At 38.6% G+C, this 12,435-nt stretch carries 11 protein-coding genes and 1 pseudogene; 4 read left to right on the plus strand and 8 right to left on the minus strand.

Features of this window, described 5'->3' with window-relative positions; translation table 11 throughout:
• Positions 1 to 311 precede the first annotated feature (311 nt).
• Positions 312 to 614 (minus strand): iron chaperone, encoded by a 303-nt coding sequence (locus N1I86_RS01020; protein ID WP_429772409.1) that lies wholly within the window; start codon positions 612 to 614, stop codon positions 312 to 314.
• A gap of 40 nt (positions 615 to 654) precedes the next feature.
• Between N1I86_RS01020 and N1I86_RS16655 the strand changes: the two genes are divergently transcribed.
• Together N1I86_RS16655 and N1I86_RS01025 are read left to right on the plus strand one after the other, a co-directional pair.
• Positions 655 to 807, plus strand: coding sequence for a DUF4158 domain-containing protein (locus tag N1I86_RS16655; protein ID WP_429770850.1), 153 nt, complete (start codon positions 655 to 657; stop codon positions 805 to 807).
• 92 nt (positions 808 to 899) lie between these two features.
• Positions 900 to 1,461 (plus strand): annotated as a pseudogene (locus tag N1I86_RS01025) (Tn3 family transposase); the annotation flags it as partial.
• A 149-nt stretch (positions 1,462 to 1,610) separates the two neighbouring features.
• Here N1I86_RS01025 and N1I86_RS01030 read toward each other — a convergent pair.
• The 4 genes from N1I86_RS01030 to N1I86_RS01045 all read right to left on the minus strand — a co-directional run bounded on the left by N1I86_RS01030 (position 1,611) and on the right by N1I86_RS01045 (position 7,438).
• Positions 1,611 to 2,942, minus strand: a complete 1,332-nt coding sequence (locus N1I86_RS01030; protein WP_341094497.1) for a short-chain fatty acid transporter — start codon at positions 2,940 to 2,942, stop codon at positions 1,611 to 1,613.
• A gap of 1,292 nt (positions 2,943 to 4,234) precedes the next feature.
• Positions 4,235 to 6,109, minus strand: coding sequence for a molecular chaperone HtpG (gene htpG, locus N1I86_RS01035; protein WP_003352854.1), 1,875 nt, complete (start codon positions 6,107 to 6,109; stop codon positions 4,235 to 4,237).
• 201 nt (positions 6,110 to 6,310) lie between these two features.
• On the minus strand, positions 6,311 to 6,688 hold the full coding sequence (locus N1I86_RS01040; RefSeq protein ID WP_327825209.1) for a YidH family protein: 378 nt from the start codon (positions 6,686 to 6,688) through the stop codon (positions 6,311 to 6,313).
• A 165-nt stretch (positions 6,689 to 6,853) separates the two neighbouring features.
• Complete coding sequence (locus N1I86_RS01045) at positions 6,854 to 7,438, minus strand: cysteine hydrolase family protein (RefSeq protein ID WP_341094500.1); 585 nt, start codon at positions 7,436 to 7,438, stop codon at positions 6,854 to 6,856.
• Between the two features lie 231 nt (positions 7,439 to 7,669).
• Here N1I86_RS01045 and N1I86_RS01050 point away from each other — a divergent pair, with 231 nt between their 5' ends.
• Positions 7,670 to 8,851, plus strand: a complete 1,182-nt coding sequence (locus tag N1I86_RS01050) for an IS701 family transposase (RefSeq protein WP_341094502.1) — start codon at positions 7,670 to 7,672, stop codon at positions 8,849 to 8,851.
• Between the two features lie 198 nt (positions 8,852 to 9,049).
• Here N1I86_RS01050 and N1I86_RS01055 read toward each other — a convergent pair whose 3' ends face one another.
• Positions 9,050 to 9,505 carry a GNAT family N-acetyltransferase gene (locus tag N1I86_RS01055; RefSeq protein ID WP_341094504.1) on the minus strand — a complete coding sequence of 152 codons (456 nt, stop codon included), beginning with the start codon at positions 9,503 to 9,505 and terminating at the stop codon, positions 9,050 to 9,052.
• Between the two features lie 106 nt (positions 9,506 to 9,611).
• Entirely contained in the window at positions 9,612 to 10,148 is a 537-nt protein-coding gene (locus N1I86_RS01060; protein WP_341094506.1) for a GNAT family N-acetyltransferase, read from the minus strand.
• A 220-nt stretch (positions 10,149 to 10,368) separates the two neighbouring features.
• Between N1I86_RS01060 and N1I86_RS01065 the strand changes: the two genes are divergently transcribed.
• Positions 10,369 to 11,247 carry an IS982-like element ISGsp1 family transposase gene (locus tag N1I86_RS01065; RefSeq protein ID WP_004439648.1) on the plus strand — a complete coding sequence of 293 codons (879 nt, stop codon included), beginning with the start codon at positions 10,369 to 10,371 and terminating at the stop codon, positions 11,245 to 11,247.
• A gap of 361 nt (positions 11,248 to 11,608) precedes the next feature.
• On the opposite strand, the gene N1I86_RS01070 is transcribed toward N1I86_RS01065, so the two are convergent.
• Positions 11,609 to 12,391, minus strand: a complete 783-nt coding sequence (locus N1I86_RS01070) for an aldehyde dehydrogenase family protein (RefSeq protein WP_341097211.1) — start codon at positions 12,389 to 12,391, stop codon at positions 11,609 to 11,611.
• Between the last annotated feature and the right edge of the window lie 44 nt (positions 12,392 to 12,435).

Here is a 12,435-nt window from a genome sequence, read left to right on the forward strand (position 1 = left end):
TATTATAACATTTTTATTTTTTACTCTCATTTGTTCAATCTTCAAAATTGGGACATTTTTCATCCCCTTTCGTTTCATATCCCCCCCTGCTCATAATTATTTCACAATTACCAAATCAATTTTTTACCGATGCCAAAAAAGCCTATCTAAAAGAAAAGGAAATCTCCTTGCTTTTAGATAGACTATTCATCTTGAATTTAGAAGAAAACGGTAATCTCATCATTAAGGATATGATACTTTCTCATATCGTTTATGTTGCAAAAACGCATGACATTTTTTCGTGCCATGCGTTTTTGATAAGGCATGATGTATTATTTCCGCCAAAAATTCGTATATTCTGCTTTATCCTGGATATTAAATTCGATGATCTTCTCTAGCAATTCGTAATTTACCGGCTCATTCCACGGAATTCGAAACAAGCCTTTGGTAGCACTGTAGCCAGCTTGGGCGATTTCATTGGAAAAATGCACCATTGTCTTTTCTTCGGGTAAAATGCTCAAATGATTCTTTGCTGCGGCCAACATAATGATGTATGTACCGTGATCGGTAAACATTGGCGTATTCCACTTGATTTGCGGCTCCTGGTTTGGAAATTTCTCAAGTTTATGAGACACTCTTAACTTATGATTTTATCAGTCTACTACACTTGTATCAATAGAGTACACTCTTGTTAATAAAGATGAGTGGGTGCTGGGAACCTACCACACTTTTTCCAAACCAGATTTAGAAATTATAAATAAGCAAAGGAGAGAAGAAAACCGTTTAGGGTTCGCCGTTCAATTAGCCGTTCTTCGGTATCCCGGTTGACCATACACTCATATCAAAAGCATCCAGATTCAGTCATATATTATATATCGAAACAAATCGGTACCACTTCATCTTAGTCTTTATCCTCAACAAAACTAGAAGCTATTTTACGTGGACAAATAAATACAAAGGTCATGAAAAAAATGATGAGGATGTTTTGCGACTCGCTCACTCTATAAGAGAAGGAACAGTCTAAACATCCCTTATTATGGGGAAACTAGGCTCTTATTCAAGGCAAAACAGTTTAGCTACAGCCTTAAGTGAGATGGGAAGAATCGAAAAAACAATCTTTATTCTTAATTACATTTCGGATGAATCTTTAAGAAGAAAAATACAAAAAGGATTAAATAAAGGAGAAGCCATGAATGGACTTGCAAGAGCTATAAACAAGGAGAGCTTAGGGAACGAACCATACAGCATCAATTGCAAAGAGCCAGTACTTTAAACATAATTATCAATGCCATCAGTATCTGGAATACCCTACTTCTAACAAAAGCAGTTGAATATCAAAAACGGACAGGTAGTTTTCATGAAGGCTTATTGCACCATATGTCACCTTTAGGCTGGGAACTTATGAATTTACTAGGAGAATCTCATTTTAATTCGGAGAAAGTGGTCTCATTAGATTCTTTAAGACCAGTACAACTTTCTTAACGTTGTTAAAAACGGGGGAACCATCTTGAAAATCGGCTTAGCGTTCTAAATCCGCATTTTCCTGACAGTACCCCTTTATGGATGAGAAAGGAAAGAGCCTAATTCATCAAATTATATCAACAATCTTCCACTGTTACACCGCTTGTATTTTAAAATAAATATCCCATAACAAGCACGGCTGCGATATAAACAATTCCTACCCAGAACATCATGACAACCGTATACCCCATAACATCCTTCAATTTCAACTTTGATATAGCAAGCGCCGGCAAAAGCCAAAACGGCTGAACTAAATCGTTCCAAGCACTGCCAAGCATTACACTCATAGAGGTTTGACTAAGAGAGGAATGTAGTTCTTTTGCTGCGTCAATCATAAACGGTCCTTGAACAACCCAGTGTCCTCCTGCAGAAGGAGCGAAATAGTTAATAAAAAATGAACTGATAAGTCCCCAAAATGGAAGTGATTCTGCTGAAGAGAAATGGACAAATCCCTTCGCAATGGTATTCACCAATCCCGATCCGGTCATGATGGCCATAATGCCTGCATAAAAAGGATATTGCAAGATGATACCGGAAATCGTTTTGATTCCTTCGTTTAAACTAGCTATATATTTGGCTGGCGAGCCTAATAAAAGAATCCCCAGAAATAGAATAATGAAATTAACTATATTTAGATTCAAAGAATGCCCATCATAAAAGTAAATGCATACATAAATAATTCCAATGATACCGATAATGAAAGATAATAAACGACTATTGTTTAATTTATTCGCCAATGTATTTTCTTCTAAAAATTCTGTAGCCGCTCCTGTTTCTTCTGAAAATGCAGATGGATTAATTTCGATAATATTTTCTTTTCTTTTTGGATGCAGCATTGCATTTAACATTGGAAGAGTAATAATAAGAACAATGGATGTCATGATCACGGGCGGTGAAAAAATGGTTTCTGAAAGAGGAATAACCCCCATTGTTTTTTCCATTGGATGACCCGGAGTTGAAATAAGCACGGGAATACTGGCGGATAAGCCTAATCCATAAAGGGTAAAGCCACTATAGGCAGATGCAATGATTAACGGATAGTGAACACCTTTTACTTTTACTGCCAATTTTTTCGCCATTACACTTCCGATGACGAGCCCAAATCCCCAATTTAAGTAGCAACCAATGCCTCCAACAAGGGTTGCTACGATAATGGCTGCTTTCGGAGTACGAACCTTGCTTGCAATTTTATTTAGCAATTTATCAATCAACGGAGAAGTTGCCAGCACATACCCCGCAGCGAGAATAACGGCCATTTGTGCTGTGAACGCCAATAAATCCCAAAAACCATTTCCCCAATTCAACGTCATTTCTTTAAATCCTTGCCCTTCAACCACTATTGATAGAATCATTGTTAAAAGGGTTAGTCCAATCGCAAAAACGAAAGGATCGGGAAGATACTTTCTCATTAAATTTGTAAAAAAATTTGTCAATTTTTCCATGCTATACCCCCAAAATTCATGTTGCTGTTTTGATCAATTTATCAGTTCAAACAAATCTGCACATATTTAAAAACGCTTACATTTCTGTTTATCGAATTTCCAAAAGTTACAGCACAATATCGTATTTCCTCAGAGTTGTTTCGATCAATGATCATCCATGAATCTTTCGGATCCAATTTGTTTTTTAAAATGGATTATTGATCCAACACTCATCGTGAATCTCAGGTTTCGAAATAAAATCATATCCATATAAAACTACTCCTTTCTTTTATTTTTACAACATCAAGATATGATTTTTTTTGAACAAATATTCATATTCGAACGTGTACAAGGAATGCAATAAAAGCATCGATTATGATCCATCTCTTCTAATTGACAAGCTTATTCTTAAGGTAAAATTACCCATTCATTTTTTAAAAAGACCTAGCCTTTCGATGAATAGATTTAAGAATTGTTCTGTTGTGTTTAAGGAGAAGAAAGATGAGTATATGAACGAACGGGTGGATCGTAGAGAAGATTAAATCGAGTAGGAGGGAGCGATTAACTCCCGTCCTCTCACACCACCGTACGTACGGTTCCGTATACGGCGGTTCAATTAAGATAATTGACGCAAGTCTTTATAACTTCCGTGAATAGCTGTTCTCTTTATGCCAGTGGTCACTCCACCCTCCAAGAGGTCTCCCACGGGATTCACCGCTTCCTCCCTCAAGTGAGGTACTACGTTTTCTGTGTTCATCATGACTCACTGAATACCAAGGGCTATTCTCTCTTAATTGTTCGGTCCTTCTTAGTTGTTCTAGACCAACTAATACTATGACCTCTGCTGACTTCTGACGGTTCAGCTACTTATCACTAAGTTGGTTATGAAGAGTACTTCACATATCCGCCAGACCTCCCCGGGTAAGTACATGCACTTTCACACCATCTATCCGCCTCATTTACTCGATATGACCTTCGACAGAAAGAGCTTTGTTTTGTTATGCAAACTCACTCCATCATACCTAGCCTTATATGAGGTTCGTGTTCCTCGGACCGGTGTTTTGCCTCCAGCTTCCTTCAGATTCCGCGTCACCACGGACACCCTTGCTCTTGGCTAACCTCTACTTCTGTCTTCGGGGTTCGGGACTTACACCCTATAGTTCATGTACATGCCGGGCGCACATACAAAATGACTGAAGACAAAGACAGTCTTCAGTCATTTTGTGATCATTGATCATATATAGTTTAATCAAAATGATAAAAGCTTAAGATAGCCAAAGACAAAGTGGTATGTCCTTGCTATATGCACAACATCACACCATAATCTTGCAAATATCGTTCGAAAATTCAACCGGATCATTGATTGGCAAGCCTTCGATGAGAAGAGCTTGATTGTACAATAAGTTGGTATAGAGTTTTAATTTTTCTTTGTCGTTTGCGTAAGCGTCTTTTAAAGATTGGAAGACGTCGTGATGGACGTTGATTTCCAAGATTTTTTCCGCTTTGATGTTTTGGTTGTTCGGCATGGAGTTAAAGACTTTTTCCATTTCGATCGATACTTCCCCTTCTGTTGCAAAACATACAGGATGGGATTTTAATCTTGTGGATGCTCTGACGTCTTTGACTTTGTCCGATAGTACTTCTTTCATATAATCAAAGAGTTCTTTGTTTTCCTTTTCTTCTGCTTCAGTTTGTGCTTTGTCTTCTTCAATTCCCAAGTCGCCGCTGGATACCGATTTAAATTCTTTGTCTTTGTATTTCATTAACATTTTGATCGCAAATTCATCGATATCTTCGGTGAAATAGAGAATTTCATACCCTTTTTCTGCTACTAATTCCGTCTGTGGAAGCTTTTCAATTCGTTCAATGGTTTCTCCGGTCGCATAGTAAATATATTTTTGATCCTCCGGCATTCTTGAAACATATTCATTTAAAGTAACCAGCTTTTTCTCTTTTGATGAGTAGAACATCAATAAATCCTGCAATAATTCTTTATCTCTTCCAAAATCTTGATAAACTCCGAACTTTAATTGTCTGCCAAACGATTGATAAAATGCTTCATACTTATCTCGTTCATTTTTTAATAAGCTTTCCAATTCTCTCTTAATTTTATTCTTAATGTTTTTGGCGATAAACTTTAATTGTTTATCCTGCTGCAGCATTTCCCTGGATATATTGAGAGATAAATCTTCTGAGTCGACCATCCCTTTGACAAAGCTAAAATAATCTGGAAGCAAATCAGGACATTTTTCCATGATTAAGACGCCGCTGGAATACAGTTCTAATCCTTTTTCGAATTCTTTTGTATAGTAGTCAAAAGGTATTTTCTCAGGAATAAATAAAATCGCTTGATATCTTACTGTACCGTCGACGCTGATATGAATATGTTTAATCGGCTTGTCAAAACCGTAGTGTTTTTCTTGGTAAAAATTCTCGTAATCTTCATCCGTTAATTCACTTTTATTTTTTCTCCAAATCGGAACCATGCTGTTAATAATCTTTTCTTCTTTATACTCTTCAAATTCGTTTTCGCTGCCCTCTTTTCGTTTTCTTTCCGTCACATCCATTTTGATAGGATAGCGAATGAAATCAGAGTATTTTTTGATGATTTCTTTTAAGCGGTACTCTTCAAGGAACTCATCGTAATTTTCATCTTCTGTATTTTCTTTCAACTTTAAAATAATCTCGGTTCCAACTGAATCTTTCTCGCATGGTTCAATGGTGTATCCATCCGCTCCTTGAGATTCCCATTTATATGCTTCATCGCTGCCTAAAGCTTTACTGATGACTGTCACTACATCTGCGACCATAAAAGCGGAATAAAATCCTACCCCAAATTGACCGATGATTTCATGGCCATCTTTCAATTCATTTTCGTTTTTAAAAGCAAGAGAACCGCTTTTTGCTATCGTTCCAAGGTTATTTTCAAGCTCTTCTTTTGTCATTCCAATACCGGTATCCAAGATCGTCAATGTTCTGTTTTCTTTATTGGGGATGATTTTAATATAGTAATTGTCTTTGTCAAAAGTGAGCGAATCATCTGTCAGCGCTTTGTAATAGATTTTGTCAATGGCGTCACTGGCATTGGAAATGAGCTCTCTTAAAAAGATTTCTTTTTGTGAATAAATCGAGTGGATCATCATTTCCAACAGTCTTTTCGATTCTGCCTTAAACTGCTTTTTCGCCATAAAGACTCTCCTTTCCACGAACAAAATTCCTATATGTAAAGAATGTCCTTATCGCTTTATGATCAAAATTAGCACTCTCATATATTGAGTGCTAATCAATAGTTTAGATAGCACAGAAAATGGCATTTGTCAAATAGGATATAAGCCATATCGACTTGTTCTATCTTCTAATGATAGGCAAATGAGGATTCGAGCGATCATTTATTTTCCTATTAACGAAACAAAGAAATAATAACCGAACAAGAAAGTGACAAGTAACATTAAAAGTGCTAAAAACAAAATAAGAGAACGAGAAGGCCGAAACGTTTGTTCATTAATTTGTTTCGCTTTTTGAAAATAGCTGATAGTCGAAAACAGGATCGTACATACGCCTGTTAAGACCGATAATAGGCCGATGATTTGCACAGTCATATTGGATAAGGATTGAGTAGCCGATTTGATATGCAAGTTTAGAATAAGAAAACCGATTCCCATAATTGCAATCGCTGTTCGAATCCATGCCAAAAATGTTCGTTCGTTGGCTAAATGCTGCTGAATATATTTTGAATCTTCTGTAACGGTACGTTTTTTCTCATCCATGAATCCATAGCCTTTCCATGTAAAGTCTACATCTATATATACTAAGAAATTTCCGTTTTTCAATAATTGTTCTTGACAAATTTAGATTGCTTCACGAGTATTTCAATCAAGAATTCCTGTATCGCCAGACGGATTGCTTGTTTGGACGATGTTTTCACTCTTAGCTTAGTTCATGGAATGGGATTTTTCAATAAAATCGATTAGTTCTTCAGTAGTCAGAACCGTTGCAAATTCTCCATGCAAAGTGGCAAGAGAAATGACATGAATTTGATCAGCATCATAATAGACACCATCAGGTCCTTTTAATCCAAAGGCAGCCGTAGCATCTGATACTAGATATGTATTAAATCCTAGGTTTCCACTCATTCTTGTCGTGGTGGAAACGCAATGAGGAGTCGTTAAACCGGTGATCACGACATGATGGATACCGTGTTCCTTAAGGTATTGTTCCAAGTTGGTCCCTATAAAGGCACTATTCACCTTTTTTTGAATGATCACTTCGCCTTCTAACGGTTTTACAATCTCCTTAAACGATACTCCTTTACTGTTAGCAGCCAGAGGTGAATGAGAATTCGTTGATATATGTTGGACATGGATAATAGGCCATTGCTTCGCTCTCCATATTTTTAATAAAATGTAAATATTTTCTTCAGCGTTCGGATTATTGCGCTTTCCCCATCTTTTATCTTCAAATCCTTGTTGAACATCAATTATTAAAAGAGCAAATAGATGATTGGAATTCATGTTCATCCCCCAATTTAACAATTTAGGTTCCCAACGGAGATTCATCTTCGAATTTTTTATAAATCAAACGAATTTTTTTGCATTCCCTTTTAAATATCTTTCAAGTTTACATAATAACTGTAGATGAGCAAATTCGCTAACATAAATTTACAACCAAACAAAAAAAGAGACATGAACCCGATTCCTTGATTAGAATAGATGTGTCACCAAAACTATTCACAAGGAGGTTCATGTCTCATGAATAGATTAGCACATCATCAAGGAATCCACAAGTTTTTCACGATGTTGGGGTTGGCACTTTATTTTTCAAAACCTGTCATGAAGCATCTCGTTCATATCGTGGATGCGCTGACCACCAAAGGATTTGCGGGAACATTGACCGATCTTCATCATTGGAGCTTTCATCCGAACCACCGCACGACACTCAGCCATTTTTTCACGAAAAGCCCTTGGGATGAAGAGACGCTGCTTCGCAAACTTCAACAGTGGATGCTTCGTCGTGTCGAACGCATCGCCAAACAGGAGAATCAACCCCTTTTTGTTTCGATCGATGATACGATTTGCCAAAAAACCACGCCTTCGTCACAGGCAACGCACGCCATTCAAGGGTGTGATTGGCACTATTCTCACACAGAGAAAAAGTCGATCTGGGGACATTCTCTCGTTTGGCTCATGGTTCATACGATGACCCAGGCTTTTCCCTTTGCGTTCCGCCTCTACGACAAGGCGGCTGGGAAAAGCAAGGGGGAACTCGCGATCGAGATGCTTTCTTCTTTGGATGTACACCGTCCTGTTTATGTGCTGATGGACTCTTGGTATCCATCGCAAACGCTCGTGGAAGCTTGTCTGAAAAAGGGATTCCACGTAATCGCAATGCTCAAGGCCAATCGGCTTCTTTATCCAAAAGGCATTGCGGTTCAGGTGAGGGAGTTTGCCCGCTACATCGAACCGAAAGACACTCACCTCGTCACGGTGGGAGAAGAGCGTTATCGGGTTTATCGCTACGAAGGCTCTCTCAAAGGTCTCGATGATGCCGTGGTGCTGCTCGCTTGGAAAGCCGATCAGCCGATGACATCGGAACATCTTCACTGCGTCTTGAGCACCGACCGGGATCTAAGCGATGAAGAGATCTTGCGCTACTATGCCCAGCGTTGGTCGATCGAATGTTTTTTCCGTCAAGCGAAAGACCAGCTGAAACTCGATGGATACCGCGTTCGCGGACGTCGGGCGGTGAAACGCTACTGGATCTTGGTGCAGCTTGCTTACGTGTACAGCATGTTCGAGTCGAACAGCGATTTTTCTGATGGGCTCGATCTTCTGCGCAAGAGAAAAGGACATAGCCTCGTGGAGTTCATTTACCGTGCAGCGAAACAAAATATTCCCATTGATACCGTGAAAAAACAGCTCCACGTGGCATAAGGGGTACCCTGTTTGTCTCTTTTACATGGTAATTATTGTAATTAAAATTGCTCAACTACAGTAATAATTTTATGATAATCTTAAAAACTTCTTCTAAAAAATAAAGCAATGTTCTATCTCCTCTTCTATTAGTTAGATTGAATAAACAAGAATTTTGACATAATTACTTAATGTTTTCCGATTGCAACGATATGAAAATTAGCTGATTTCATAATATAGCCACTCCGATAATTTTCCACCCATTTTGTTGTATAAAGACTGTGCAATTTTATTATCTTTTGCCGTTTCCCATGTCATAAAGGCAAAGTCGTTTTCTCGTATGTATTCTAAGCATACTTGAAATAATTTCTGTCCGATTTTCTTTCCTCTTGCATTCGGAATCACAAATAAGTCATTTAAAATGGCCTGTTTTTTTACTTTTAAAGTGCTAAAAGTAAAGTACAAAGTAGCAAAACCTACCAGTTCTCCTTGATGTTCAGCAACAAATTGAAGTCCGCTCGAAGGATTTTCCATTAAATGGTGAATCAAGTCTTTTAAATCCCTTTCTTTAGGGACAGGTTGTTTGTAAAAATCAACAATATACTGCAGCATTAGTTCATATAATTCAGAAATATCTTGCTCCGTTGCCGGTCTTATGACTACATGATGGTTCATTTTTTCTCCTCCGCAATCATCAATTTTTTCTATAATTTCTTTAAGTTTCGAGTACATGGCATCAAAATCGATCTGTTCAATAAGAAGATAGTTCCAATACCATTAATTAAATAAATAATTCCATTTCACCATGATGAAAAGTAAATCCCATTTTTGAATATAACGGCTTTCCATCATCAGATGCGTGCAACCAAATTCGTCTCACTCCTGTTTTTTTGCATTCCTTTATCAATTTTTCTAATAATGATCTTGCTATACCTTTCCCCCGATATTGAGGAATGGTATACATATTCAATATGTAAGCCTCCAGTCCTTTTAGATTCTCTAAATAAGGTGGGCGTTTAAATAAAACCATCCCGCTTACACTGATCACATGATCATTTAATAGAGCTAAGTATGAAATGAATTCATTATTTGTAAGTGCTTCTTCTAAATATTCTTTTGTAGCGGTTATAACGAGAGCCTCTTCTTGTTCAGATCGCACTTCTCCTAATTCCTTAAAAAGTTCCAAACGCAATCTTACAATTTCTTCTAAATCTTGAATGGTTGCTTTACGAATGTCGACTGGCATATTCATGATATAAAAGCATTCCTTTCTTTCAAATATTATCTCAAAAACAACTTCCCCTCCATAACCAATCATCTCTCCTCCGAGCTAACACAAGATTTCATAAACTCTGATTTTCAAAAGATTAAAAAAATGGAAGAAATCATCACAGGATTCCATTTCATTATACAGTGAATTTTCATTTATTGTAACCCGTGGTGCTAGATAAAACTCAGACAAGCATAAAAATAGCCCTTGCTGGCGGATCTCCAGTAGAATGAAAGTGTCACCCAACATTCGAAAGGAGAGATCCCCCATGCAAGAGCACTTTCATTTTACTACAGATCCAGCCAAACTTCAAAAACAATATGCCGCTATTTTCTGTTTTGTTTCTGCCCAACTGTCGTTGATTCAAATGTATCTTCATCGCCGCAACCGTCACTTGGTCAAGCAAGAAGACGAAGTGGTCATGGCGGTTCACCTTTTGGGGAAGCTGCTGGGCTTTTCTTCCGAACGAGCCTGGCATCGTTTTGTCACGGGAAATTTGTTCACAAACGGCTCGTTTCTTGAACGCTCCCGATACAACCGCCGCTGCCGGGCGCTTGGTTTCGCCATCAAATGGATCCGTCATGAGCTGGCGAAACGTGGCCAACACCATGCTTATGCGGTCGTCGACAGCTTGCCTCTTCCGTTGTGCCATCCCGCAAGAATGCAGCGCGTCAAGCGGTTTCGAGGGATCGCGGATATGGGGTATTGTGCTTCCAAAAAGCAATGGTACTACGGTTTCAAGCTGCATCTTCAAGTGACCAATCAAGGGCTGGCCATGGGCTATGTCGTGACGGAAGCGTCCTGCCACGACGTCAAAGCCGCTGAAACGGTGATGACTCAAATCCCTCATCCCTACAACTTTGGGGACAAAGGGTACATCAGCCACGCTCTTCGAGAAAAGCTGTACGAAGAACACCAAGCCGCGTTCTGGACACCGTCTCGACACAATCAAAAGCACGGCCCATCCAAGGCATGGGAAGAATGGATCAGGAAAAAACGCAAAGTCATCGAGACGGTGTTTTCGATTCTCGTAGACCAATACCGGATCACCGACATTCGAGCGAATTCCATGGCCGGGTTTGAAGTGGCACTCGATGGCATCTTGTTGGCTTATTCCTTGGTCACACTAGGGCTGGTTGAGCGCTGACACTCAACTAGCACCACGGGTTTATTGTAATATTCCTATTATTTCGCCGGCATAAAAACATATAATGAAGCCTTCTTGCTATAAAGCTAAATGGGAAAGAAAATTTTTAAGAAGAAGGTATATATGTGGGTTGCGAAAAATTACTCATAAGAATCGTCCTAAAATGTTGGACAGTTTTTGCCGCCTACCAAAAAAGATCCTCCGGAATAACGAGCAACATGCAGCGCATTATACCAGAGGATAAATTTCAGTCTATGGTTAATAGAGATACTAGTTAAAATGATCTGAGATAGAGGAAAGTCATTTTATAACGGGTGAAAACCTTCATATCTTAAAGGACAAAACATTATCTTTTTCCCTATTACGAAAACGGATAGGAACGAGGTTGTTTTTGGACGGATACCCATTTCACTGTGGTGAATTCATCAATGGCCCATTCCCCGCAATAACGTCCTAATCCTGAATATTTTTCTCCACCGAACGGAACATTCGGTTCCACATTGATCGTTTGGTCATTCACGTGAATCATGCCCGTTTTAATTTTTCTGGCAACGTTAATTCCTCGTTCGATGGAACCCGAAAATACGGCTCCGCTTAATCCAAATGGAGTTCCATTCGCTACTTCAACGGCTTCTTCTTCGCTATCCACTGGGATAATAATGGCGATCGGAGCAAATACTTCATTTTGTGCAGCTGCCATATCGTTTTTTACATCCCCTAGAATATACGGGTATATTAAGTTTCCTTCTACCTTTCCTTCATGAATTAATGTCGCTCCTTCTTTCAAAGTTTGTTCCACTAATTGAATGGCTCTTTCTACTTGTTTTTGATTGATTAACGGGCCGATAATCGTATCATCTTCAGATGGATCGCCCACTTTAATAGCTTTCGTTGCTTCTTTAAATTTCTCAACGAAAGAAGGATACAGTTTTCGATCGATGATTATGCGGTTGATAGCAATACAAATTTGGCCTGAATGCATATATTTTCCAAAGGCTGCAGCAGATACGGCTTCATCAACATCGGCGTCATCGAGTACAATAAACGCATTGTTTCCACCCAATTCAAGTGCAGTTTTTTTCAGATGTTTCGTTGCGATGGAACCGACATGTTGGCCTGCCTTGGTGGAACCAGTAAAAGAAATAACTTGTGGAAAACGATTTTTACTTGATTATACTATTTATTTCC

Source organism: Bacillus sp. FSL W8-0116 (assembly GCF_038003825.1).
Taxonomy (GTDB): domain Bacteria; phylum Bacillota; class Bacilli; order Bacillales; family DSM-4216; genus Bacillus_O; species Bacillus_O smithii.

Excerpts from the sequence above, each read along its gene's own strand:
- N1I86_RS01050 (WP_341094502.1), top strand. The coding sequence starts at position 7,670 with ATGAATAGATTAGCACATCATCAAGGAATCCACAAGTTTTTCACGATG.
- N1I86_RS01055 (WP_341094504.1), bottom strand. The coding sequence starts at position 9,505 with ATGAACCATCATGTAGTCATAAGACCGGCAACGGAGCAAGATATTTCT.
- htpG (WP_003352854.1), bottom strand. The coding sequence starts at position 6,109 with ATGGCGAAAAAGCAGTTTAAGGCAGAATCGAAAAGACTGTTGGAAATG.
- N1I86_RS01060 (WP_341094506.1), bottom strand. The coding sequence starts at position 10,148 with ATGATTGGTTATGGAGGGGAAGTTGTTTTTGAGATAATATTTGAAAGA.
- N1I86_RS01045 (WP_341094500.1), bottom strand. The coding sequence starts at position 7,438 with ATGAACATGAATTCCAATCATCTATTTGCTCTTTTAATAATTGATGTT.
- N1I86_RS01040 (WP_327825209.1), bottom strand. The coding sequence starts at position 6,688 with ATGGATGAGAAAAAACGTACCGTTACAGAAGATTCAAAATATATTCAG.
- N1I86_RS01065 (WP_004439648.1), top strand. The coding sequence starts at position 10,369 with ATGCAAGAGCACTTTCATTTTACTACAGATCCAGCCAAACTTCAAAAA.
- N1I86_RS01030 (WP_341094497.1), bottom strand. The coding sequence starts at position 2,942 with ATGGAAAAATTGACAAATTTTTTTACAAATTTAATGAGAAAGTATCTT.